This is a genomic window from Pontibacter ruber (assembly GCF_023630205.1).
GTDB lineage: Bacteria > Bacteroidota > Bacteroidia > Cytophagales > Hymenobacteraceae > Pontibacter > Pontibacter ruber.
The window spans coordinates 161,798-186,879 of record NZ_JALPRR010000003.1 but is presented as its reverse complement, the minus strand read 5'-3'; the positions used below and the strand labels follow the sequence as shown (position 1 = coordinate 186,879).

Genomic DNA, 25,082 nt, shown 5'->3' with positions numbered 1-25,082 from the left:
CTATGGCACGTTACCTTACCGGCATACAGAGTACAGGCCGGCCGCACCTGGGCAATCTGCTGGGTGCCATTATTCCGGCTGTGGAATTCTCTAAAACCTCGGATCAGGAAGCATTATACTTTATAGCAGATCTGCACTCGCTTACCACCATCCGTGATGCGGAGGTGCTGCGACATAATACGTATTCCGTGGCTGCTGCCTGGCTTGCCTTCGGCTTCGATACGGATAAGCATATTCTTTACCGGCAGTCGGATGTGCCGATGGTAACAGAATTATCCTGGTACCTGAGCTGCTTTGCTCCTTTCCCGATGCTGGCAAACGCACACTCATTCAAGGATAAATCTGCACGACGCGGATTGGCAGATGTGAATGCAGGCCTGTTTACTTACCCGGTGCTGATGGCTGCCGACATCCTGATGTATGACGCCAATTTTGTACCGGTGGGCAAAGACCAGATCCAGCACCTGGAGATCACCCGCGATATAGCAAGCGCTTTTAACCACATCTATGGCGAAACGTTTGTGCTGCCGGAGGCAAAAACCGACGAAACGGTAATGACGGTGCCGGGTATCAACGGCGAGAAGATGAGCAAGTCATACGGCAACATCATCGATATTTTTGAGGCAGACAAGCCGCTTCGCAAAACCATCATGAGCATTGTTACGGACAGCACCCCGCTGGAGGAGCCGAAAGATCCGTATGAAGACACCACATTTAAGCTCTATAGCTTACTGGCCAGCCCGGAGCAGATCGAGACCATGCGTCAGAATTACCTAAACGGCGGCTATGGTTACGGTCATGCCAAACAGGCGCTCTACGAGCTCATTATTACCAAGTATGCCAAGGAGCGGGAGCTGTTTAATTACTACATGAACAACCTGCCGGAGATCGACAAGAAGTTGCTGGAAGGCGCTGAAAAAGCAAAAGCCATTGCCACGCCGGTGCTACAGCGCGTGCGCCAGAAACTGGGCTACTAAGTTTATACTTGCTGATAAAACAAAAGAGGCAGCTGAAAATTCAGCTGCCTCTTTTGTTTAGACAGGGTCAATTCAGCCCTACCTTCATTACCTCGTCGCTTGCAGGACAGATTACAGGCTGGTACTTGTAGGTATACGTCAGAGCCGAAGCATATATCCTGCCTTTACTTTTCATTTACCTGCCGTATCTGGTATACCTCGTCATTGATCCGTACTTTTATCAGGTACAGCCCTGCTTCTTTTAGCTGCCTGTTAAACTGTAATGTATGCATACCGGCACTTACTCTGGAAGATGGTTTCTGGTCGATCACCCTCCCCACCATATCATATAATGTTAGTTCTACATCGCTTTCTTCCGGCAACTCAACTCCTACAGTGAATATACCTCGGGATGGATTTGGATAAGCCTGTATCATTACTGCATTGGAGGCAGGAGCGTTCTTTTCCAGGTTGCCGGTTATGCTTGTACTCATACTGCTTGCTGCTCCCGTACAGGTTATCGTGTTTTTAGACGGATCGTAAGTCAGGGCACCATGGGTAACGCTGTTTACACAAAAGTTTACGGTTACTGTGCCTTTGGCCTTGCTGGTGGTCACAATATCTACGGAGCCGTTTGCCCCGGTTGTACCGCTTTTGGTTTCGGTAAAGGTGCCGGAAAAGGTACCTGATACAGTAGCGTTGGGTACAGGATTGCCCAAATTGTCTTTAACCGTTACTGTTGCCCGACCATACATACTACCGCCACCGGCGCTCACTGTGCCTGTCGTGATTGAAGAGACAGACAGCGAAGTCGCAGTGCCACTCTGGCCTGTAACTGAAACGCCAGCCGATGTAGTGGTAGCGCCTGCATTGTCGGTAGCCTTGGCAGTAAGCGTGAAGGTTCCGGTGCCAATCTGCCAGTTAATACTGTAAGGGCTGCTGGTAGCGGTGCCGATCAAATTGCCATTGGCAAAAAATTCTACCTTCGTAACTGAGCCATCCGAGTCCGTTGCATTCGCTGTAACAGTAACCGTGGCTCCTGGTACAAATGTCGCGCCGCTGGAAGGAGAAGTGATGGAAACACCTGGAGGTGCGTTGACGGTACCTGCCTGATAACTATCGAGGTTGTCGAAATAGTAGGTATCCCCGGTCAATGTATTGGAGGCAAAAAGAAGGATCATTTTTGTGACCCCTGTATTTGAGGCGGCGGCATCTGGTTTATCGAGCAACGAAAAAGGGATACGCTGCCACTGGTTCTGCACCGTCGTCTTACCAGTGTACCTGCTGTGTCTTCCTGTCGGATAGTTGCTTGAGGTGGCTGTGGATGTTTCTAACTGAAGTATGATCTCTGTTCCTACAGGAGCACTAGTGTATACATCAATGTAGAATTTCTTGCTCTTATCAGCGTATAGGCTGGCATCCGTGATCGTTGAAACGTTGTAAGTCAGAATATCATACTGCTGTGTGGAATTCCGGACATACTTACCTGACATAGCGGATGTATTCACGCCACCTGGTGAGGGGTTTGTTACTTTGGTGAGCGTACCGGTATATGTACCGATGGTGGCTTTGGCCGGCTCATCGAAGTTCTCGAAGCTGTACTCCTTAGAAAAAGGAGGTTCTACTTCTACAGGAACAGTAATTTGTTGCGAACCGCAGGTAGTTGAAAAAGCAGCTGTAACGTTGCCACTTGTATTTCCGAAATTCACAACAATATTGGGTGTACCCTGCCCCGAAACTACAGTTGCCCCAGCTGGTACGGTCCAATTGACGGAGGTATTTGCAGCCACGTTCCCAATACTATAAGTAACTCCCGTCTCCTTATTCAGCACCACTCTTTTGCCGTTGGCATAGGGCTTAAACCCGTTGTAAACCCGAACATAATCTACATCCATGGTTTTAGGGAATATGGCATCATCCACAGGGCCTCCCAGGTTGCCCCCGACGGCAACATTCAACAGAAAATGGAAGCGCTGATCAAAAGGCCAGTTATAAGGAGCCAGGTCCTGTGTTGTTTTGGTGAGATAAAGAATGTCATCTACAAACCAGCGAATTACGCCCGGTTCCCACTCAATGGCAAAATTGTGGAACGCATCTGCAAACGAACCGGAATTTAAATCAAAGTGAGCACCCTGGTTCTGATTGTTGGGATAGGCGTCTCCATAATGAATTGTACCCAACACCTGATCAGGTTGCGCAGCTACAAACTCCATGATGTCAATCTCCCCGCTCTTCGGCCATGTGCCGTAGGTTTCGTCGGTAGGCAGCATCCAGAAAGCCGGCCACAAGCCTTTGCCTGCCGGCAGCTTTATCCGTGCCTCAAATCTCCCATAGGTCCAGTCTCCTTTGTTAATGGACCTGACCCTGCCGGAGGTATAGGACTTTGACTGCACTCTTTGCTTTTTGGCTGTAATATGAAGCTGGCCATTGCTGACGGTTACGTTGCTTTCCTGGTAATATTGCAATTCATTGTTTCCCCAACCGCAAATTCCTTCTGCGCATCCATCGCCAAGTTGGTAACTCCATTTGTTTACATCCAGGGCAGTGCCGTCAAATTCATCGGCCCATACAATTGTAGGGCATTGCGCATAAATAAAGTTCGGACAGAGCATTGCTGCAGCTATCAGTATTGTCGCTATTACCCATCTTTTGTAAATGTTTCTCATCATAATCTGAAGTTTAAGGTGTTGTACATAAGTTTTAGATGTACTTGCATTTAAATCGATTGTTCAGGAATCGATTACATCATGAATACAGCATCCCTACGTCACGAGTACTTCATTGCTATAAGAAGGCGTGATTATTATGCTTTCAGACACACATCATGGAGAAAGCACAGAAGCGACTACGCACTTTTTAATTTTTAATGGTTGGCTTGATGGGTAATAGGTGAATGCCCTGTGCGAGGTCATTACGTTTATACTTGCTGATAAAGCAGAAGGGGCCGCTGAGAAATCAGCGGCCCCTTCTGTTTAAGGTTATTGTATTACTTCTCCAGCAGAAAGTATAATGTATGAGTCTCAAAAGACTGTTCGCCTATAAAATCGGAAGTACTTGCTAAATTGCTGCTCTTGATGTGCCACCCGTTGTTCTGGTATTCGTTCAGCAGCTTCAGTACTGCGCTGGTATTATACTTACTATCAACTGCTGGCTTCTCATCAGTTTTAAGTTTTTTCATTTGAAAAGACTGGTTGCTTCCTGAAATGTGTACCTGATTTCCTTTAGCGATGATTGTCATGGTTTCTCTGGCTGCACCTTTCTCATATTGCTTAAAGCCGAAGAGGGCAACTACGGCAAAGATGAGGGTGTAAAGTATAGCTTTGTTCATGGCTGTAGTTAAGTTAGGGTTAACACTATTAAATTAATATTGTTAAATATATAACAAATACTATACCATAACGCTAAAAGCCGGAGCGGCAGCCTGCATATCAGCTGCCACTTTGGCTTTTAGCGTGTGTGCTATCAGAATTTCCTCTAGGCCAAAGCTTAATCTTCACTGATTGTTACAGTTGGCAGTTCCGCTTGGATCATCTCGTTCAGCAGATCAGTTCTGTCACTTTTCAAGTTCTGGAGGAAAGGGGTGATCTTATTGCCGTAGCTTCTTTTGGAGTACGCATAAACTAGTATAGCTTTCTTGTCAACTCCTAGCTCAACTTGTTTGTAGCGGTAAATATTAAATTCTATACCCCGGTAATAACCGGGGCTGTTTGCTTTGGGCGGTCTGCAGCAAAGAAGTAGTACTCAGTACAATTACGTAGCCTTTGCTCCAGTCTCTTTGGTGCTATTCCCCTGGGTTGTTTTTCTGCACATTACCTCTACAACAAAGCATCTTCCCTACAACACCAGCAATTACAATATAAAACGAATATTTAATATTACTTTCCCCTTCTGCTTTGGAGCTCTAATAATGGAGTCCTTTACTAATACGAGCTGCATTTTCACTTATCCAAATCCAATCGCCACCAAAAACCCACGCTAATTAGTACAATAAATTAGTGTATAAATGTAAAATATACCGTACAAAAAGTATGTTCTAATCGCTCACCTGTAACTGCTATTCTTGCGGAAAAAGCAGTTACAGGTGAGAAGATCGCGCTTCAGCGATCCCGCTGCCTTTTTGCATTCCTTCCTAACCCAATGCTCTCTTTCCTTTTCAAGGATGAGCCATTTACCTCTCTCCTTATGTCAAGATTTACTTTTCTTTTTTCTTTCCTGGTACTGTTCGTACTTCAGGCAACAGCCCAGACCACGCTTGTACCGTTCGGCTCTGAGTGGAAATACCTCGACAACGGTTCTAACCAGGGTACAGCCTGGCGCAGCACCTCCTTCAGTGATCTAACCTGGAAAACAGGCAGCGGCAAGTTCGGCTACGGCATCTCAGACGCCACCACTGTGGTAAGCTACGGGCCTAATGCCAAGAAAAAGTACATCACCACCTACTTCCGTAAAAGCATTACCATTGCCAGTGCCTCGGCTTACACTTCTTACACGGGGGAAGTCAAACGCGACGACGGAGTGGTGGTGTATGTAAACGGCGTGGAAGTATACCGCAACAACATGCCTACGGGTACCATCACCTACACCACCACAGCCACAGATGCCAAAGACAACGGCACTGTTGCCCAATCGTTCACCATTCCAGCCTCGGCGTTTACAAGCGGCACCAATGTTATTGCTGTGGAAGTGCACCAGCAGCGGGCCAACACCCCCGACATGGCCTTTGACCTGCAACTGATCGCAGGCTCGGCTCCGCCACCTGTCAACCAGCTGCCAACCGTCTCTATCAGCAGTCCTGCCCAAGGGGCAAGCTTTGCTGTAGGCCAGCCAATTACTGTTGCGGCCACGGCCAGTGATCCGGAGGGCTCCCTGGCCCAGGTGGAGTTCTTTGCCAGTGGCACCAGCTTGGGCAAGGATTTGACCAGCCCCTACAGCGTGTCCTGGACGCCTGCCACAACAGGCTCTTACACCCTGACGGCCAGGGCAACCGACGCAGCCGGAGCCTCAACTACATCAACAGGCGTGAGCGTGACCATTACCGCAGCGCCACCTGTAGACCCAACCCCTCCTACCGTTATAAGCATCAACCGCCAAAATCCCACAACTTCAACCACCACATCCACTACCGTATTTTTTCGAGCCACCTTCTCTGAGCAAGTCATAGGCGTGGACGCAGCGGACTTCACGGCCACAACTGTTTCAGGCACAGTAAAGGGGACTGTAACCAATGTGGTTTCTGTAAGCTCCACAATCTATGATATTACTGTCAGCTCTATTACCGGAGAGGGTACGCTGCGCCTGGACCTAAAGAGCAGCGGCACCGGCATTACTGATATAATCGGTAATGCCATACAGGGAGGTTACACCAGCGGCCAAAGCTATACCATACAGCAAACTTTGCCTCCTACAGATCCTAAGATTCTTTATTATGAAGGATTTGAAAGTGGGACAGCATTTGCTGGCATGCATATTCAAAGTAGTACATCCTATGGTTTGATGGTAGTTGATAAACCAACCTATAGTGGAGTAAAAGTAGGTCGTTGGGAACTTCGGGCCGGCGACCCTCCTGCAGCAAATGGCACCCGAACAGAGGTATTGTTCACTGCAGAGTTGGCACAGCAGGAGACGTGGCATTCTTACGCAGGTTATTTTCCGTCAGTAGATTATTTAATAGACACCTATCCTGAAGTTTTTAATCAATGGCATCAAGGTATTAGTGGTAGTCCAATGCTAACTTTCAGGACCGTTAACGACCGTTTTGCCTTCTATAGAGTTGGAGTGGGAGGCGCTCCTTCAATTAGTTATGATTTGGGGCCGTTGGTGAAAGATCAATGGGTAGAAATTATCATACATATCAAACAGCACCTGACAGATGGTATTGTGCAAATTTGGATAAATGGTGATCTTAAACTCAACATACAAGGAGGAGCAACTATGTTCGAAGGCCCATATGGCCGTTGGAAGATGGGAATATACAAATGGAAATGGAATGATGGGGGCACCACGAACACTACCAAACGCGTCTGGTATGTGGATGAGGTAAAAATTGGCAATGCTGCATCTACACGTGAAACTATGGAGCCTATTGGCAACAACATCTCTATTTTATCAGAGCAGATCTCCACAGGTAAAAATATCATGTTAAATGATCAGAACATGGAGAAGGATCAAATCCAGCTGCTGAAGGTATATCCTACAATCGCCAAGAGAGGAACGGTTATAACTGTGAGGACAGAGGAGCAGGAAACTGCGGAGGCTTTTGTCACCGACATAGCTTGCCGTACAGTTCATACAATTTCTAGGATCAACGGCACCTTCTTCATCAATACAGCAGATCTGCCGACAGGAATGTACTTTGTCAACCTACTTGGAGATAAGCAGCTGTCGAAGCGGAAGTTTATAGTTACTGATTAATTGTATGTGACTGGCAAAACAGATATGGAACAAAAAATGCGCCTGCCTTTGTCTTGCTGCAAGGGCAGGCGCATTTTTTGTTCCATGATCAGTGGGAAATTGATCGCTCCCTGATAAAGAAGTGTAAAGTCTTACTCAGCTGTCCAGAGCACACGCTGCTGGTCGCCGATCAGCAACACGAAGCGGGCAGGGTTAGCTACCAGCACCAGGCGCATCTCCACACCCGGGAACTCATCCGACTCTACCCATACACCTTCGCGCTCCTCGTCGTCATCGTCCTGGGCACCGTTCAGGGAGCTGGCCAGGTATGCTGTTGGCAGCAGGATGTCAGCATCCGACTTCAGTCGGCCGTGTACTTCCTCCAGCGCATCCTCCAGGTAGTCACCGTATTCTTCGTTAAAATCGTCTTCCAGATCGTGTAGTTCCTCCTCAATATCGTCATAGCGCGCATCGTTATAATCAAGCGCGTTTAGCTCTTCTTTCTTCTGAATAATAGCGACAAGGGAGTTATTTAAAGCGGTTGCGTTCATAGCTGCGTTTGTTTTCTACAAATTTGGAAACATGCCTCAGTAATTGCAAATATTCCCTGTGATAATTTAACCACCTGTTGCTTTCGTTTTATTAATACTATAAAAGGTGTATTTTTACGTAATATAGTATAAACCCATTACCACCGAACTATGACTACTAAAACGATAACTTCCGAAACCACCACTACCGATATCCTGCCGCTGAACGGCACCGACCACATAGAGTTTTTTGTAGGCAATGCCAAACAGGCAGCTCATTTTTATCAGACCGCTTTCGGTTTTAAGCTGGTAGCCTATGCCGGCCCTGAAACCGGCGTGCGCGATCGCGCTTCATATGTACTGCAGCAGGAAAAGATCCGCCTGGTGCTAACAACTGCCATTTACCCGGACTCTGAAATTGCCCAGCATGTGCACCAGCACGGCGATGGTGTAAAAGTGTTGGCCCTGTGGGTTGATGATGCCGAGGAGGCTTTCCGTGGTACGGTAGCACGCGGTGCCAGACCAGCGATGGAGCCAATAACGATTACCGACGAGTTTGGCGAAGTTAAAATGGCCTCTATCCATACCTATGGCGAAACTATCCACACGTTTGTGGAGCGCAAGAACTACAACGGCGTGTTTATGCCAGGTTACGTGTCACGCACCTCAGAACTACAGGTGGAGCCCGTTGGCCTGAAGTATGTAGACCACTGCGTAGGCAACGTGGAGCTGGGCCGCATGAACGAGTGGGTGAAGTTCTACGAAGATGTGATGGGCTTTAAACTTCTCCTGACCTTCGATGACAACGACATCAGCACCGAGTATACTGCCCTGATGTCGAAAGTAGTGTCGAACGGTAACGGCTACATCAAATTTCCGATCAACGAGCCGGCCGAAGGCAAGAAGAAGTCACAGATCGACGAGTATCTGGAGTTTTACCGTGGTGCCGGCGTGCAGCACATTGCCGTAGCTACCAACGACATTCTGCATACGGTAGCTGAGTTGCGCCGCCGTGGCGTGGAGTTCCTGCGCGTACCGGAAACATACTACGAAGACCTGATCGAGCGCATCGGCCACATCGACGAAGATATGGCAGACCTGCGCAAACTCAACATCCTGGTTGACCGCGACGACGAGGGTTACCTGCTGCAAATCTTCACCAAGCCGGTAGAAGATCGTCCGACTGTATTCTATGAGATCATCCAGCGCAAAGGAGCCAAATCGTTCGGTAAAGGTAACTTCAAAGCCTTGTTCGAAGCCATCGAACGCGAGCAGGCCCTGCGCGGTAACCTTTAACTTGTAATCAAAGTATAGCCGCGTGTAAAACCGGGCTAAACCAATCTATTTGATATATCTACATCACACCAGTTCTTAGCCGTTATGCGGTAAGCGAAGAGCTGGTGTGATTTTTTGTGGGTTGTAAATAGTATACATATAATAGCGCGAGCGTCTTCGCTCGTGCTTATTATAGAGGTGGCCTCTGGCAGCTACTGATTCATAACCGGGCTGGAGGCCCCACGATAACAAACCACGAGCGAAGACGCTCGCGCCATCTATAAAGAGACATTAAAATACATTACCAAAGAAACTATGATCGAACAAGCTATACAGCAGAAAATTAACGCCTGGCTGAACGGCAACTACGATGAGGCAACCAAATCAGAGATAAACGGCTTACTGGAGCGCAATGAGCACGAAGCGCTTTCTGACGCCTTTTACCGCGACCTGGAGTTTGGTACCGGTGGTTTGCGCGGCATTATGGGTGCAGGCAGCAACCGCATGAACCGCTATACTTTAGGTATGGCAACACAGGGCCTGTGCAACTACCTGAAGCAGAATTTCCCGGGCGAGCGCGTGAAGGTGGCTATTGCCCACGACAGCCGCAACAACTCCCCTGAGTTTGCGCGCATAGCTGCCGATATTTTCTCGGCCAACGACATTGAAGTATACCTGTTCCAGGCGCTTCGCCCTACCCCACAGCTATCGTTTGCGATCCGCCACCTGGGCTGCCAGAGCGGTGTAGTGGTAACCGCCTCGCACAACCCCAAAGAGTATAACGGCTACAAAGTATACTGGAACGACGGCGCGCAGGTAACCGCCCCGCACGACAAGAACATCATCGCCGAAGTGAACAAGATCACTTCGATTGATGAAGTAAAGTTTGAGGCGAAGAAGACCAACATTCATATGCTGGGTGAGGAAATGGATGAGGCCTATATCACAAAAGTACTTGGCCTTTCCATCTCGCAGGACGCCATCCGGCGCCAGCACGATCTGAAGATCGTGTACACGCCGCTGCATGGAACCGGCATTACCCTGGTGCCACAAGTGCTACAGCGCTTCGGCTTCACAAATGTAACCATCGTAGACGAGCAAGCCGAGCCCAACGGCAACTTCCCGACGGTGGTATATCCGAACCCGGAGGAGAAAGAAGCCATGACACTGGCCCTGAAAAAAGCCGCCGAGATAGACGCCGACATTGTGCTGGCTACTGACCCTGACTCTGACCGTGTAGGCATTGCTGTAAAAAACCTGAAAGGTGAGTTTGTGTTGCTGAATGGTAACCAGACTGGCGCCCTTCTAATCAACTACCTGCTGCAGGCATGGCAGCAAGCTGGTAAGCTGACGGGCAAAGAGTTCGTGGTAAAGACCATTGTTACTACTGACCTCATCAAAGACATTGCCGACAGCTACAACGTAACCATGTACGAAACGCTGACAGGCTTTAAGTACATCGCTGAGAAGATCCGCGAACTGGAAGGCAAGGAAGTATACATTGGCGGAGGCGAAGAAAGCTACGGCTACATGATCGGCGACTTTGTGCGTGATAAAGACGCCATCTCAGCCTGTGCGCTTATTGCCGAAATGGCTGCTGTAGCCAAAGACCACGGCCAGAGCCTGTTCGAGATGATGGTGGAGATGTACGAGAAGTATGGCTTCTACAAGGAAGAGCTGGTTTCGTTTACCAAAAAAGGACAGCGCGGCGCCGAAGAGATCCAGCAGATGATGGCCGATATGCGCAGCAATCCGCCGCAACGTATAGCCGGCTCCAAGGTAGTAGAGATCAGCGACTACAAGCACAGCACCCGCAAAAATGTGGTAACCGGCGAGGAAAGCAAACTGGACCTGGAAAGCTCCAACGTGCTGCAGTACATGACCGAAGATGGCAGCAAAATTTCCGCCCGTCCGTCCGGTACCGAACCGAAGATCAAGTTCTACATCAGCGTGAATGAACCGCTGGCCTCTACTGAGGAGTATGATGCTACGGAACAGAAGCTGAACCAGAAGATCGAGCAGATCCTGGTGGACCTGAAGCTGAAATAAGTATAAATTGCTACATTGTTGAATGGCTAAGTTGTCGGTGAGTATACCTTCCGGCAGTTTAGCCATTTTCTTTTTCTGAGAAGTCTAGTTGTACTTTTAAGCACTGAAACTATAAAGTATAATTTGCTGCTCCGCTCTTTGCACCTTCCGGCTCGTAATGAATAATACTCAGGCTGCAGCGTAGCATAACTCAAACGTTTATGAAAGAAGAATTATTCGCAAGTATAAAGGATGTGATCCGGAAGCGCAGGACTGTTAAGCCTGCCCAGATGAATGGCAACCGCATACCGGATGAAACCATAAAGCTGCTTCTGGCTTTAGCCGACTGGGCTCCTACCCATGGCTACACAGAACCCTGGCGATTCAAAGTCTATGCCCGTGATAAAGTACAGGACTTCTGTCAGGCACATGCGGAGCTGTACAAACAGCATACGGATGCTGAAAAGTATACACAAGACAAATATGAAAAGCTCCTGCACATGGGCGACAAAGCTTCGCACGTAATGGTAGCCTACATGCGACGGGGCGATCTGCCTAAAATACCTGCCTTGGAAGAAATAGCCGCAACCTCGTGTGCCATTCAGAATATGCTACTGGGCGCTACTGCTCTGGGCATTTCCAGCTACTGGGGCTCCGGCGGCATGGCCTACCACCCTGCCATGAAACAAATGCTGCAGCTACGTGAAGAAGACGTGGTATTGGGAGTTTTATACTTCGGCTACTCCAACAAGCCAGCTTCTGAGGGCAAGAGAACAGTGCCGCTGGAGGAGAAAGTGGAGTGGATGTAGATAAGAGTTCTGAGTTACGAGTGCTGAGTTCCGAGTTTGTTCAATGGGCATTTCTGAAGGGGACTGAGGAGCAAAGTATGAATTTGTAAAGTACTGTATTGTGTCAGCCAACAAGGACTTTATACTTGATTCATCATTTTTGCCCCTTCCTATCTGATCGAATATATACTTGTTGTTTCTGTTATTTCGACTAAAGGAGAAATCTGCTTCAGATAAAGTATCAACCCACCCCTGCACCCCTCCGAGGAGGGGAGTTCTGCTTGTTGCCTCTTTTCAAGTATAAGTTTCATGGTTGCTGTGGTTCAACCACCCCTGCCCCCTCAGAGCTATGCTCGCTAGCTTCGAACTCGCGTTCTCGCTAGTCTAAGGAGGGGAACATTGTTACTGCCATACATCAAAGTATAAGTTTTATAGCTACTGTTTTAACACACCCCTGCACCCCTCTCAAGAGGGGAATTTTACTGCCTGTTGCTATAGCTCACGTATGCGTTTCATAGCTGTAGACATCACGCGGACAGGTCGCGACCTGTCCCTACAATGGTTTCCAATTGCATAGACAGCAGCTATCGAACTGTTTCCAGTCCTTGGGTTGAGCGCCTTCTATTGTTGCGGTGCCCGCAGGGCAGCCTACAGGCGCAGCCGATGGCAGCTTCAATAGACAGCGCGATACCCGAGGACGAGGCCCCGCGGCCGTGAGCGCACCAAAGTATAAAATGAAACTAAAGATAAGTAGGACTGAGGAACAGAAGTAGCTACGAAGCGAAGTCTGGATAGCTACATAGTATAAAAAAGAAAAGCCACTGGCTTTTGGCGCAGTGGCTAATCTTCCTTTGGCTTAAGGTATTTACAGGTATAGTAAATTTCAAATATTAGAACGGAGGTTCCTCGTCGAAGTTAGAAGCAGGAAAACCACCACTACTGCCCCCATCGTTCATGCGGCTGCCCAGGCGAATCGACCCTGGTGCTTCAGAATCGAAGGTACTATTTGGCAAGGCAGCAAAGCCACCCATGCTGTCGCCCCCGAAATCTGAATCTAAATTAGTAAACTTTGTGTATTTACCAATAAACTTAAGTTGAACATTTTCAAGCGAGCCGTTACGGTGCTTGGCAATGATCACCTCTCCTACCCCTGCTGTCGGGTTACCCATTTCGTCTTCAGTAATACCGTAGTACTCCGGACGGTACAGGAAAAGCACCATATCGGCGTCCTGCTCAATGGAACCGGATTCACGAAGGTCAGACAGCTGCGGACGCTTGTCACCACCACGTGTTTCCACGGCACGGCTGAGCTGCGACAACGCGATTACTGGTACGTTCAGTTCCTTTGCCAGCATTTTCATGGCCCGCGAAATCGAAGCGATCTCCTGTTCACGGTTACCGCTGCTTTTACCATCGGCGTTACCGCTCATCAGCTGCAGGTAGTCAATGATTACCATCTGGATGTCGTACTGCGCTTTTAGACGGCGGCACTTGGTACGCAGCTCACGGATCGAAAGACCCGGAGTATCGTCGATAAAGATCGGCGCTTCGGTTAGTTTCGCGATCTTGTGGTTAAGCTGTGCCCACTCATACTCTTCCAGGCTTCCTTTTTTGATTTTTTCAGAATCGAGTTCTGCTTCTGATGAGATCAGACGATTCACCAGCTGCAGCGAGGACATTTCCAGCGAGAAGATTGCCACACCTTTCTTAAAATCTACCGCCGCATTGCGCAGGCAGGAAAGAACGAAGGCTGTTTTACCCATCGCCGGACGAGCCGCCAAAATAATCAAGTCAGAAGGCTGCCATCCGGAGGTGACACGGTCCAGGGCCGTCATGCCGCTTGGCACACCGGTCAAACCGTCGGTTTGTTTGCGTTTCTCTTCCAGTTCTTTGATGGCCTGGTGCATGAGCGAGCGCATGTCGTCGAAGTTCTTGCGAATATTCGATTCCGATACTTCGTAGAGCTTGGCTTCTGTTTTGTCGAGTAGCTCGAAAACGTCTGTGGTATCTTCAAAAGCACTGGAAAGCACCTCCGAAGAAATGGAGATCAGGTCACGCTTAATGGAGTTTTCCGTGATGATACGGGCGTGGTATTCAATGTTTGCCGCTGAGTTTACGCGGGAAGTCAGCTGCGTTACGTAATAAGCGCCGCCTGCCAGTTCCAGTTCGCCGCTTGAGCGCAGCTCTTGCGTCACCGTCAGGATATCGATCGGCTCCGACTTATCGAACAGCGCAAGTATGGCTTTAAATATGCGCTGGTGCGCTTCCTTGTAAAAGCTCTGCGGTCGCAGAATATCGATTACCGTAGTAAGGGCGTCCTTTTCCAACATCAGAGCGCCTAATACGGCCTCTTCCAGATCTAGTGCCTGCGGTGGCTTTTTGCCCAGGTCCGTTACGGCAGGCGCTTTTTTGCTCCAACTGCCACGGTTTCCCGCTTGCCGCACATTCATTTTCATCTCCTCCATAAGCACAAATTTAAAAAGTAAGCTTTCCAAGTAATCCACAAAATACAGAAGATATCCACATATTAGCGTATAGCTATTTTTATTTAGGCAAGGAATTCTAATTTTGTGAGTTTGCTAACCTACATGGAAGGGCTTATGGAGAGACAGGAATTTAAGCACATCCACCTGATTGCGATCGGTGGGAGCATCATGCATAATCTGGCGCTTGCGCTGCACGACAAAGGGCTGAAAGTAACCGGCTCTGACGACGAAATCTTTGAACCTGCCAAAAGCAGGCTCGCCGCTGCCAGCCTTTTGCCGGAACAGGAAGGCTGGTATCCCGAAAAGCTGGACGCCAGACCGGATGCCGTTATACTTGGTATGCACGCCCGTATTGATAATCCTGAACTCAAAAAAGCGCAGGAGCTTGGCATTCCGGTATACTCTTTCCCGGAGTTTATTTACGAGCAGTCAAAAGACAAACAGCGTATTGTGATCGGTGGCAGCCATGGCAAAACCTCCATCACCTCCATCATCATGCACGTGCTCCGGCACCAGGGCCGCCTCTTCGACTACGCTGTTGGCGCCCAACTGGAAGGTTTCGACCGCATGGTAAAACTGACAGACGATGCCCCGATCATCATCATCGAAGGCGACGAGTACCTCTCTGACCCAATCAAACGCGTTCCAAAGTTCCACCTGTACCACCACCACATCGGCGTGATTAGCGGGATCAGCTGGGATCATATCAATGTGTTCTCAGATCCGGAAGTATACCGCGAGCAGTTCCGCATTTTTGCGGAGATGACGCCAAAAGCCGGCACGCTGATCTATGACAAAGACGACGAGCAGGTGCAACTGGTATGCGTACCACGCAATACGGATGTAAACTACATTGGCTACGGCGTACACGAGCATACTATCCGCAATGGCAAAACCATTTTGCATACTAAAAAAGAAGGCGATGTAGAAATACAGCTTTTCGGGGAACACAACCTGCGCAACATCAACGCAGCAAAGGAAGTCTGCAAGAAGCTGGGGATCAAAGTCCATGACTTTTACGAAGCGTTGCGCAGCTTTAAAGGTGCCGCCAAACGACTGGAGAAACTGGGCGAAAGCAGCAGCACCGTTATCTACCGCGACTTTGCACACGCTCCGTCTAAGGTGAAAGCCACGACCGAAGCCGTGAAAGCCCAATACCCGCAGCGCCGCCTGGTAGCGGCTATCGAGCTGCATACGTTCAGCAGCCTGAACAGGAACTTCCTGCCGCAGTACGAAGGCGCCCTGGATAAAGCGGATGAAGCCATTGTATACTTCAGCCCGAAAACCATTGAACACAAGCGCATGGAAATGCTGACGGAAGAAGAACTGAAAGCCGCATTCAAAAACCCACGCCTGCAAGTTTTTACCGACTCCGAAAAGCTGAGCGATTACCTGAAAGGGCAGAACTGGCAGAATGCCAACCTGCTGCTCATGAGCTCCGGCACTTACAACAACATTAACCTCGAGGCGCTGACAAAGGCGGTTCTTAACGCATAACCTTATGAAACTTCACCTGAAGCGCCCCATCGTTTTCTTCGACCTGGAAACCACCGGCACCGACATCTGCAAAGACCGTATTGTGGAGATCAGCGTGCTGAAAATAAAACCGGACGGAGAAGAGGTCCTAAAGACCCGCCGTATCAACCCCACCATACCGATACCGCTGGAGTCAAGCCTGATACACAAGATCTACGATGAGGACGTGAAGGATTGCCCCACCTTTAACCAGATCGCAAAAGACCTGGACCAGTTCCTGAAAGGCTGTGACCTGGGCGGGTACAACCTGGTGAAGTTTGATATACCGCTATTAGCAGAAGAGTTCCTGCGCGCCAACATTGATTTTGACCTGGACAACCGCAGTGTGGTAGACGTGTGCAGGGTATTTCACATGATGGAGCAACGCACCCTGTCAGCTGCCTACAAGTTTTACTGCAACAAGTCACTCGAAAATGCACATAGTGCAGAGGCAGATACAGTAGCAACCTATGAAATCCTGATGGCGCAGCTGGACCGATACGAGAATACCCCGCTGGAGACAAAGGAAGGTATTGAAGAGTACCCGGTAAAAAACGACATGGAGCAGCTGCACAAGTTCACGTTCCAGAAAACGGCCGATCTGTCGGGCCGCATCGTATACAACAACGCCGGGCAGGAAGTTTTTAACTTTGGCAAGTATAAGAATGTATCGGTAGAGGAAGTGCTGCAGAAGGAGCCCAGCTATTACGACTGGATGATGAAGGGCGACTTCCCGCTTTACACCAAAAAGATCCTGACCCGCATCAGGCTGCGCAACATGCAGAGCAGCGTTTCTTAGAAAGCAAAGTATAGACGAAGTATAAGATATAGTTGAAGTATAAATAAAAAGGCCGTCAGGTATAAACTGACGGCCTTTTATATGTTAAAAGCGTTTATCCGTACTATGGCCGCGGCCTCTCGTCTTGTCTTTGGTTGCTCAGCCTTGCTCCTTTCAGCAGTTGGTTGGTGGCGCTCACCTTGTGCTCGCAGTTGTTTCCGGGTACACGCGAATCGCACTCGCAACCTACTATTTTATTCCCTGAAAAGGTAAAGTAGCAGAAGCCACAGCCTGCGCTTGCCGTACACATATGCTTACCGCCTTTGCTGCTCAGGTATAAACTGTTATCCGAAGTGACATCCAGTTCCAGCGCCATCGAACGGAAAGCACCGTTGCGCATTCCCAGCCCCACCAGGTAATAAGCCGGAGCCGCATCTTTTTTATCCTGCACCTTCCGGATCATCACCTTGTCCACTACGGTGCCGTCTCCAAACTCTTTTATAAAGGGCTGAAGCAACTCCTGCCGTGGCACAATGTAGTCCACACTATCAAAAACAACCTGGGCCAGTAGTTGCCCGTCGTATACCGGCCCTGCCTCCCCTTCTGCTCCTGCTTCCAATGGTTCCTCCTCGCTTTCTTCCGGAAAAGATTCGCGACGTGTACAGGCCGTTGCCAGCAGCAACAGCAGCGATAAAGCGTAAACAGCCATTTTAGCAGAGCGGCTGCTTACAAGGGTGTTTCTGATCATGTGGTTGGTTATCGTGTGGTTTTATTTTTTATAGTATTGCATTGCCTCCGGCATGTGCTTCTTCAGGTCTGCCTGGCGTGTTCCGGCACTCGGGTGCGTTGACAGGAACTCCGGTGGTGCCTGACCGCCTGACTTGGCTTCCATACGCTCCCAGAAAGGAATTGCTTCCTGTGGGTTATATCCTGCCATCGCCATAAAGATCAAACCCAAACGGTCGGCTTCGCTTTCCTGGGTACGGCCATACTTGAGCAGGCCTAAACCTGAGCCGACACCGTAAACTGTCATGATCAGGTTCTGCGCTACGCCTGGCTGCGCACCAGCCAGTGCAGACAGCGTCTGGCCACCAAACTGCTGGGCCAGCTGCTGGCTCATGCGCTCGTTGCCGTGCTTGGCAATGGCGTGGGCAATCTCGTGTCCCATTACGACGGCAAGGCCCGTTTCGTTTTTAGCTACCGGAAGTATACCGGTATACACTACCGTTTTACCACCCGCCATGGCCCAGGCATTCACCTGAGGGTCTTCGATCAGGTTAAACTCCCACTGGTATCCCTGTAACTGGTCCGACATGTTGTTTTGTGCCATGTACTGCTCCACAGCACGTTGTATACGCTGTCCGGTACGCTTTACCATGGCCGTTGCCTGGGCATCTCTGGACACCTTGTGTTCTTTCATGAACTGGTCGTAGGCATCGTAGCTCATTTGTTGCATCTGCGCATCCGACACCAGGTTTAGCTGGCTTCTACCCGTGATAGGCACTGTAGTACAGCTTGAGCCCATCAACATAGCAGCCATAGAAAAAGCAATAATCTTCTTATACATAATCTTTAAGTTTAAAATGGCTCTTACAAATTAATATCAAATTTTAAACCAATTTGTAAGATTGCAAACATCGTAACGAACTAAATCAGTAAAATGCTATATATCAGCAACTATTTATCTTCTCTCTACCAACCGGGCCAGCCGCTGTCAAAAGTGCAATTGTTACTGCTCAAGTATACGACGAAAGCTATATAAAATGTTATTGTGGCTTTGCTATATACTAAAAGGCTCTGACGGGTGTTATCTAATAAATACCTTAAGTATAGCAGTGCAAAAATTATCGTACTTAGGTGGCCAGGAATGCAGCTGTTATTATTTTCTCTACTTTACTAGGTGCAAAAACAATAGAAGTCCTATTTTTGAAAAAAGATTGCTTTTATCTCCTTTATGAAAATACTAGCTATAGGCCGCAACTACGCGGAGCACATTGCTGAACTAAAAAACGAAGTACCAGACGAGCCTGTCATTTTTTTCAAACCTGACACGGCCATCCTCAAGAATAACGAGCCCTTTTATTTCCCGGATTACAGCAACGACATCCATCATGAGGTGGAACTGATCCTGCGCGTAAGCCGCGAGGGCAAGAACATCGACAGGAAATTTGCACATAAATACTACGATGCCATTGGCTTAGGTATCGATTTCACGGCTCGTGATATACAAGCCAAGGCAAAAGCCAAAGGCCTGCCCTGGACGCTGGCCAAAGGCTTTAACGGCTCCGCTCCCATCTCCGACTTCCTGCCGCTGGAGCAGTTCCCCGACCTGCAGAACATCAACTTCAGGCTGGATGTGAACGGGCAGACCAGGCAGAAAGGAAATTCGGGTATGATGCTGAACACCTTTGACGACATCATTGCGTATATCTCCCGCTTTATCACCTTAAAGAAAGGCGATATCATCTTTACAGGTACGCCGGAAGGTGTAGGACCTGTTAAGATCGGAGATAGATTGGAAGGATATGTTGAAGATAAAAAACTGTTGGATTTTGAAGTTAAATAAGCGCGCAGCGCTCCTCTTACTTTTTGCTTTTACCTCGCTGGGTCTTGCCGCACAGCCAAGCGTACAGCCAGGTTTTTTCCTGTTCCCGATTAAACCGGGCCAGCGTAACTTCCTTTCCGGTTCCATGGGCGAGATCCGCTCGAACCACTTCCATGGCGGGCTTGATATCAAGACCGACCAGCGTGAAGGTTTGCCGGTGTATGCCGCTGCTGATGGGTATATATCCCGGGTGAAGCAGTCTACCTATGGCTACGGAAACATTGTTTACATCACGCACCCGAACGGACTGGTAACTACCTATGCGCACCTGTTGTCGTTTTACGACGACCTTGCCAAGTACATGCTGCAGAACCAGTACAAGAAGCAGACCTTTGAGCTGGAGCTGTTCCCGGAAAAGACTATGTTCCCGATCCGGAAAGGGCAGGTAATCGGTTTATCCGGTAATACAGGGGGCTCTGGCGGGCCGCACCTGCACTTCGAGGTGCGCGATACCGAAGACAGGCTGTACAACCCGCTGAAGTGGGGCTTTTCAGAGATCATCGACACCACGCCGCCGGATATTTTTACCCTAGGCCTGCAGCCCCTGAACATTTATGGGCGCGTAAACCAGGAGTTTAAAAGAGTGGAATTTACACCTGTGAAAAACGGCAACACCTATACCTTGCCGGACACGGTGTATGCGCATGGTATGCTGGGACTTGAACTGCAGACAAACGACCGCTACGACGGAACCCAGAACCGCAACGGCACGCAGGATGTAACTTTGTATATCAACAACAAGCAGATCTACAACCACCACATCGACCAGGTGCCGTTCGAGTTGTCGCGCCAAGTGTCGCAGCACATCAACTATACCATGTACAAGCGCCAGGGCCGTACCTTCCAGAAGGCCTACGTAGACCACGGCAACGACCTGCCGCTGTACACAGCCCCGCGTAACCGTGGCCGGATCGTTGTTTCCGCAGATTCGGTGTACCAGGTAAGGCTTGTAGCCAAAGACTCTTACAACAATGCCTCTACCCTGAGCTTCGTGATAAAAGGCCAGAAGCCAACTTTTACCCAGACGTTCTCGAAAGCGGTAAAGCAACCTGCTTTAACGTATGAGGTACAGGGCAACATCCTGAAGATCAATGCGACCGACACGGCTAGCAGCCCACGCAACGTTGACCTGTACAAGGGCAACCGGCGCATGAGCCTGGTACCGAGCTATACCAGGAACTCCACTTCGGTGAGCCTGTACGATATGCGCGCTGGCCTCCCCGACTCCATGACGTTCTGCGGCATTTCCAAACGACTTAATTACCAGCTTGTGGTTCCGCCTGGGCAGGAAGTTAATTACAAGAACAATTACCTGAATGTCATTTTCGACAAGCAATCGCTCTACGACACGCTGTACTTGGAAACGAAACTAGAAGGTGATGTGTACACCATCGGCGATTTCTATACGCCGCTGCACAAGCCAATTAAAGTAACCATTACGCCTGAAAAGGTGATTAATGATAAGACCAAAGCTGCGGTATACTTCCTTGGTTTGGGTAGAGGCCGCGGCATGCTGGGCGGCACCTGGAACGGCAACAGCATTACGTTCAGCACCAGCAACATGGGCAAGTTTAAGGTACTGGAAGACACCAGACCGCCAAGTATAAAACTGCTGAGCAAAAGCAAAGTACAGATCCGTTTCCGCATCGGCGATGACCTTTCCGGTATCAATTCCTTCCGGGCAGAGGTGAACGGACAGTGGCTGCTGATGAAGTATGAACACAAAACTGCTACGATATACTCTGAAAAATTAGATAAAAGCATACCTTTGTCTGGCAAAGTGGTGCTGAAGGTGAAAGACAACGCCGGCAACGAAGCTGTTTTCAACACTGTTATCTAAAACTTTACATGGAATTAAAGGCAGGCGACAAAGCGCCGGAATTTGAAGGAAAGGACCAGAACGGCCATACCGTCAGGTTAAGTGACTACGCAGGGAAAAAGGTAATTTTATACTTCTACCCAAAGGACAATACCTCCGGCTGCACCGCGCAGGCCTGCAACCTCCGCGACAACTACAGCGACCTGTTAAAGGATGGCTACGAAGTGATCGGGGTAAGTATTGACAGCGAAAAGTCGCACCAGAACTTCATCGGCAAGTATAACCTGCCCTTCACCCTCATCGCCGACACCGATAAAAAGATTGTCGAGCAGTACGGCGTGTGGCAGGAGAAATCGATGTATGGGCGCAAGTACATGGGCACCATGCGGTATACGTTCGTGATCGATGAAAATGGAATGATACAGGACATCATCACCAAAGTAAAGACCGCCGACCATACGAATCAGATACTGAGCAAAAGATAAGAAGCGCAGCTGCCACACAGGCGGCTGCGTTTTTTCGTAATACCAAAGTATAGTTCTTAATTCATCATTTACAATTCATAATCAATTAACGTGAATCCACACAATAAAAGCGTTGAAGAGCTGAAGCAGATCGCGTCACAAGTGCGTCGTGACATTGTGCGCATGGTACATGCCGTAAACTCTGGTCACCCGGGCGGCTCCCTTGGCTGCACCGATTACCTGGTTGCGTTGTACTTCCGCGTAATGAACCACAACCCAGCCTTCAACATGAACGGCAATGGCGAAGACCTGTTTTTCCTGTCGAACGGCCACATCTCGCCGGTATGGTACAGTGTGCTGGCACGCTCCGGCTACTTTGAGGTAAATGAGCTGGCTACGTTCCGTAAGCTTAACTCCAGGCTGCAGGGCCACCCGGCTACAGAAGAAGGCCTGCCGGGCGTTCGTGTTGCTTCCGGCTCGCTTGGCCAAGGTCTTTCCGTAGCAGTTGGTGCTGCGCAGGCTAAGAAATTGAACCAGGACAACAACCTGGTGTACGTGCTGATGGGCGACGGCGAATTGGAAGAAGGCCAGGTTTGGGAGGCTGCCATGTATGCCGCACACCACAAAGTAGACAACATCATCGCTACAATTGACCTGAACGGCCAGCAGATCGATGGCTCTACAGAAGAAGTGATGTCGCTGGGTAACCTGCGCGCCAAGTTCGAAGCCTTCGGCTGGACCGTGCTGGAAGGCAACGGCAACGAACTGGAGCAACTATTGCCAGTACTGGAGAACGCCAAAAACGAAACCGGCAAAGGCAAACCAGTTATCATCCTGATGCACACCGAAATGGGCTATGGCGTTGATTTCATGATGGGATCACACAAGTGGCACGGTGTAGCTCCGAACGATGAGCAATTGGAGAAAGCCCTGCAGCAACTACAGGTACAGGAAGCATCTGACTACTAATAAGTAACGCAAACCAGCGATACACCCATTCTGCTAAGTATAAACTATAAAGCACTGGCAGCCATGGCACTTTGGCGCAAGACATACTTTATACTTTGTATGTTGCTGCTAACGGCAGCCGGAACTGCCTTTGCCCAGGAACAGAAACAGCAGCCAACCACGCGCATCCTGTTCCTGCTCGATGCTTCGGGCAGCATGTATGGCAAGTGGGAAGACAGTGACCGTATGACGGTAGCCAAGCGACTGCTGGCAGGACTTGTAGACTCGCTTGCACGCTACGAGAACGTGGAAGTAGCCTTGCGCGTGTACGGCCACCAGTTTGGCCGCGAACGCAACGATTGCAAGGATACCAAACTCGAAGTACCGTTTGCCAAAAAGAATGCAGAGCCGGTAAAGAAAAAACTGGAACAGATCATTCCGAGAGGCAACACACCCATTACGTACTCGCTGCAGCAGGCGGCGGGCGATTTTCCGGAAGTAGTGCGCTCCCGCAACGTGATCATTCTGATAACAGATGGTCTGGAATCGTGCGGCGGCGACCCTTGTGCCACATCGCTGGCTTTGCAAAAGAAACGCATCTTTCTGCGGCCTTTTGTGATCGGCATCGGTATCGAACAGGAGCAGGAAAAGCAGCTTAACTGCATTGGCCAGTATTTTAATGCAGCTGATATCCGCACTTTCCAGAACGTGCTGACCCAGATTGTGTCGCAGACGCTGAGTAAGACAACGGTAACCGTAGAGCTGAAGGACGAACAGGGAAAGTCGGTACCCGGCAACGTGAACCTAACGTTTCTGAACGCCCTGACTGGTGACCCGGAGTATAACTTTGTGCACTACATGGACAGCAAAGGCAAATCGGATGTGCTGGAAATAGACGCCCTGCTGCCTTACGACCTGGTGGTGAACACGGTGCCGCCTGTAGTGGAGCGCAAGCTCGATATTAAACCCGGTCGCAACAACGTGATACCGGTTGTAGCGCCGCAAGGCGAGCTTTATTTGCGCCAAAGCGGGCCATCGCCTTACGGGCAGCTGTCTGTGATCGTGCGCGAGCAGGATAAAGACCGTACCCTGAACGTGCAGCGTTTTGGCAGCCGGCACAACTACCTGGCCGGCAAGTATGATTTAGAGTTGCTCACCCTCCCCCGCATTTACATGAAGGGTGTGGAGGTAAAGCAGGGGGAAACGAACACCATCACGTTCCCGCCTCCGGGTCAACTGTCGATCCCTTCTGATGTGCAGGGGTATGGCAGCATTTATACCCTGGAGGAAGATGGTACGCAGCGCTGGGTATACAACCTGCCCGAGCAAAGCAGCAAAACAGTACTGGCGCTACAGCCAGGCAAGTATAGATTGGTTTACCGCATGAAGTCCGCCCAGGCGAGTAAATTTACTGACGTGCAGGAATTCACGATCAGATCGGGCGCAACAACAACTGTAAAAATTTTCAACAGATAAATGAAAGAGTTTCCGTATTCAGAGAAAAAAGACACACGTTCCGGCTTCGGGGCAGGTTTATTGGAGCTAGGCCGCACTAACCCTAATGTGGTTGGCCTTTGCGCTGACTTGACCGGCTCGCTGAAAATGGACGCTTTCCAGAAAGAGTTTCCAGAGCGTTTCTTTCAGGTAGGTATCGCCGAAGCCAACATGATCGGCCTTGCCGCCGGTATGACCATCGGTGGTAAAATACCTTACACGGGTACATTTGCCAACTTCTCTACCGGTCGCGTGTACGACCAGATTCGCCAGTCGGTAGCTTACTCAGGTAAGAACGTGAAGATCTGCGCATCGCATGCCGGTGTAACGCTGGGCGAAGACGGTGCCACGCACCAGATCCTGGAAGACATCGGCATGATGAAAATGCTGCCGCACATGACCGTGATCAACCCTTGCGACTTTAACCAGACGAAAGCTGCTACCATCGCCATTGCCGAGCACGACGGGCCGGTATACCTGCGCTTTGGTCGCCCGGTAGTGCCTAACTTTACGCCTGCCGATCAGAAGTTTGAGATCGGAAAAGCCGTGATGCTGAACGAAGGTACAGACGTTACGATCGTAGCAACGGGTCACCTGGTATGGAAAGCCATACTTGCCGGACACATCCTGGCAGAAAAAGGAATCAACGCTGAGATTATCAACATCCACACCATCAAGCCGCTGGACGAAGAAGCGATCCTGAAATCAGTAGCTAAAACCGGCTGTGTGGTAACTGCTGAAGAGCACAACCGCATCGGCGGCCTGGGCGACAGCGTAGCGCAGACACTTGCCAAGAACAACCCGACCCCGCAGGAGTATGTTGCTACAAACGATACCTTCGGAGAATCCGGCACGCCGGATCAGCTGATGGAAAAATATGGCCTGACGGAGAATGATATTGTAGCTGCCGTAGAGCGCGTAATAGCCCGTAAAAAGTAAACAGGGAACAGTAAGCAGTAAGCAGTAAGCAGTAAACAGTTAGCAGTATTTGTTCGTCTGGGATTGT

Annotated in this window: 19 protein-coding genes; 13 read left to right on the top strand and 6 right to left on the bottom strand. The window is 49.5% G+C overall.

Translation table 11 applies throughout. The features are described from left to right. Positions 1–2 precede the first annotated feature (2 nt). Positions 3–977 carry a tryptophan--tRNA ligase gene (trpS, locus tag MJ611_RS12675; RefSeq protein WP_250430187.1) on the top strand — a complete coding sequence of 325 codons (975 nt, stop codon included), beginning with the start codon at positions 3–5 and terminating at the stop codon, positions 975–977. A 164-nt stretch (positions 978–1,141) separates the two neighbouring features. On the opposite strand, the gene MJ611_RS12670 is transcribed toward trpS, so the two are convergent. After that, positions 1,142–3,625 carry a family 16 glycosylhydrolase gene (locus MJ611_RS12670; protein WP_250430186.1) on the bottom strand — a complete coding sequence of 828 codons (2,484 nt, stop codon included), beginning with the start codon at positions 3,623–3,625 and terminating at the stop codon, positions 1,142–1,144. Between the two features lie 317 nt (positions 3,626–3,942). Next, on the bottom strand, positions 3,943–4,284 hold the full coding sequence (locus MJ611_RS12665; RefSeq protein WP_250430185.1) for a hypothetical protein: 342 nt from the start codon (positions 4,282–4,284) through the stop codon (positions 3,943–3,945). An 854-nt stretch (positions 4,285–5,138) separates the two neighbouring features. Here MJ611_RS12665 and MJ611_RS12660 point away from each other — a divergent pair. Then, positions 5,139–7,367: a heparin lyase I family protein gene (locus MJ611_RS12660; protein ID WP_250430184.1), complete on the top strand. Its 2,229-nt coding sequence runs from the start codon at positions 5,139–5,141 to the stop codon at positions 7,365–7,367. Between the two features lie 131 nt (positions 7,368–7,498). Here the strand turns inward: MJ611_RS12660 and MJ611_RS12655 are convergent, their stop codons facing one another. Continuing rightward, positions 7,499–7,897 (bottom strand): hypothetical protein, encoded by a 399-nt coding sequence (locus tag MJ611_RS12655; protein WP_250430183.1) that lies wholly within the window; start codon positions 7,895–7,897, stop codon positions 7,499–7,501. Between the two features lie 150 nt (positions 7,898–8,047). Between MJ611_RS12655 and hppD the strand changes: the two genes are divergently transcribed. The 3 genes from hppD to MJ611_RS12640 all read left to right on the top strand — a co-directional run bounded on the left by hppD (position 8,048) and on the right by MJ611_RS12640 (position 11,988). Beyond that, positions 8,048–9,172 (top strand): 4-hydroxyphenylpyruvate dioxygenase, encoded by a 1,125-nt coding sequence (gene hppD / locus MJ611_RS12650; RefSeq protein WP_250430182.1) that lies wholly within the window; start codon positions 8,048–8,050, stop codon positions 9,170–9,172. 294 nt (positions 9,173–9,466) lie between these two features. Further along, a complete protein-coding gene (locus tag MJ611_RS12645) occupies positions 9,467–11,200 on the top strand; it encodes a phospho-sugar mutase (RefSeq protein WP_250430181.1) in 1,734 nt (577 codons plus the stop codon). Positions 11,201–11,400: 200 nt separating this feature from the next. Beyond that, on the top strand, positions 11,401–11,988 hold the full coding sequence (locus MJ611_RS12640) for a nitroreductase family protein (RefSeq protein ID WP_250430180.1): 588 nt from the start codon (positions 11,401–11,403) through the stop codon (positions 11,986–11,988). A gap of 869 nt (positions 11,989–12,857) precedes the next feature. Here the strand turns inward: MJ611_RS12640 and dnaB are convergent. Next, positions 12,858–14,432 carry a replicative DNA helicase gene (gene dnaB / locus MJ611_RS12635; protein ID WP_250430179.1) on the bottom strand — a complete coding sequence of 525 codons (1,575 nt, stop codon included), beginning with the start codon at positions 14,430–14,432 and terminating at the stop codon, positions 12,858–12,860. A gap of 135 nt (positions 14,433–14,567) precedes the next feature. Between dnaB and MJ611_RS12630 the strand changes: the two genes are divergently transcribed. Continuing rightward, a complete protein-coding gene (locus tag MJ611_RS12630; protein WP_250430178.1) occupies positions 14,568–15,950 on the top strand; it encodes a UDP-N-acetylmuramate--L-alanine ligase in 1,383 nt (460 codons plus the stop codon). 4 nt (positions 15,951–15,954) lie between these two features. Continuing rightward, a complete protein-coding gene (locus MJ611_RS12625; RefSeq protein ID WP_250430177.1) occupies positions 15,955–16,767 on the top strand; it encodes a 3'-5' exonuclease in 813 nt (270 codons plus the stop codon). Positions 16,768–16,870: 103 nt separating this feature from the next. Here MJ611_RS12625 and MJ611_RS12620 read toward each other — a convergent pair whose 3' ends face one another. Both MJ611_RS12620 and MJ611_RS12615 read right to left on the bottom strand, forming a co-directional pair. Further along, positions 16,871–17,494, bottom strand: a complete 624-nt coding sequence (locus MJ611_RS12620) for a hypothetical protein (RefSeq protein WP_250430176.1) — start codon at positions 17,492–17,494, stop codon at positions 16,871–16,873. A 21-nt stretch (positions 17,495–17,515) separates the two neighbouring features. Further along, on the bottom strand, positions 17,516–18,313 hold the full coding sequence (locus MJ611_RS12615) for a M48 family metallopeptidase (protein ID WP_250430175.1): 798 nt from the start codon (positions 18,311–18,313) through the stop codon (positions 17,516–17,518). Between the two features lie 387 nt (positions 18,314–18,700). On the opposite strand from MJ611_RS12615, the gene MJ611_RS12610 reads away from it, so the two are divergent. The 6 genes from MJ611_RS12610 to MJ611_RS12585 all read left to right on the top strand — a co-directional run bounded on the left by MJ611_RS12610 (position 18,701) and on the right by MJ611_RS12585 (position 25,015). Next, positions 18,701–19,312 (top strand): fumarylacetoacetate hydrolase family protein, encoded by a 612-nt coding sequence (locus MJ611_RS12610; RefSeq protein ID WP_250430174.1) that lies wholly within the window; start codon positions 18,701–18,703, stop codon positions 19,310–19,312. After that, complete coding sequence (locus MJ611_RS12605; RefSeq protein WP_250430173.1) at positions 19,299–21,191, top strand: M23 family metallopeptidase; 1,893 nt, start codon at positions 19,299–19,301, stop codon at positions 21,189–21,191. Before MJ611_RS12610 ends, MJ611_RS12605 begins: the two co-directional genes overlap by 14 nt. Positions 21,192–21,199: 8 nt before the next feature. After that, positions 21,200–21,655: a thioredoxin-dependent thiol peroxidase gene (bcp, locus tag MJ611_RS12600; protein ID WP_250430172.1), complete on the top strand. Its 456-nt coding sequence runs from the start codon at positions 21,200–21,202 to the stop codon at positions 21,653–21,655. 90 nt (positions 21,656–21,745) lie between these two features. After that, entirely contained in the window at positions 21,746–22,603 is an 858-nt protein-coding gene (locus MJ611_RS12595) for a transketolase (RefSeq protein ID WP_250430171.1), read from the top strand. A 63-nt stretch (positions 22,604–22,666) separates the two neighbouring features. After that, positions 22,667–24,058, top strand: a complete 1,392-nt coding sequence (locus tag MJ611_RS12590) for a vWA domain-containing protein (RefSeq protein ID WP_250430170.1) — start codon at positions 22,667–22,669, stop codon at positions 24,056–24,058. Next, positions 24,059–25,015 (top strand): transketolase family protein, encoded by a 957-nt coding sequence (locus tag MJ611_RS12585; protein WP_250430169.1) that lies wholly within the window; start codon positions 24,059–24,061, stop codon positions 25,013–25,015. Positions 25,016–25,082 lie beyond the last annotated feature (67 nt).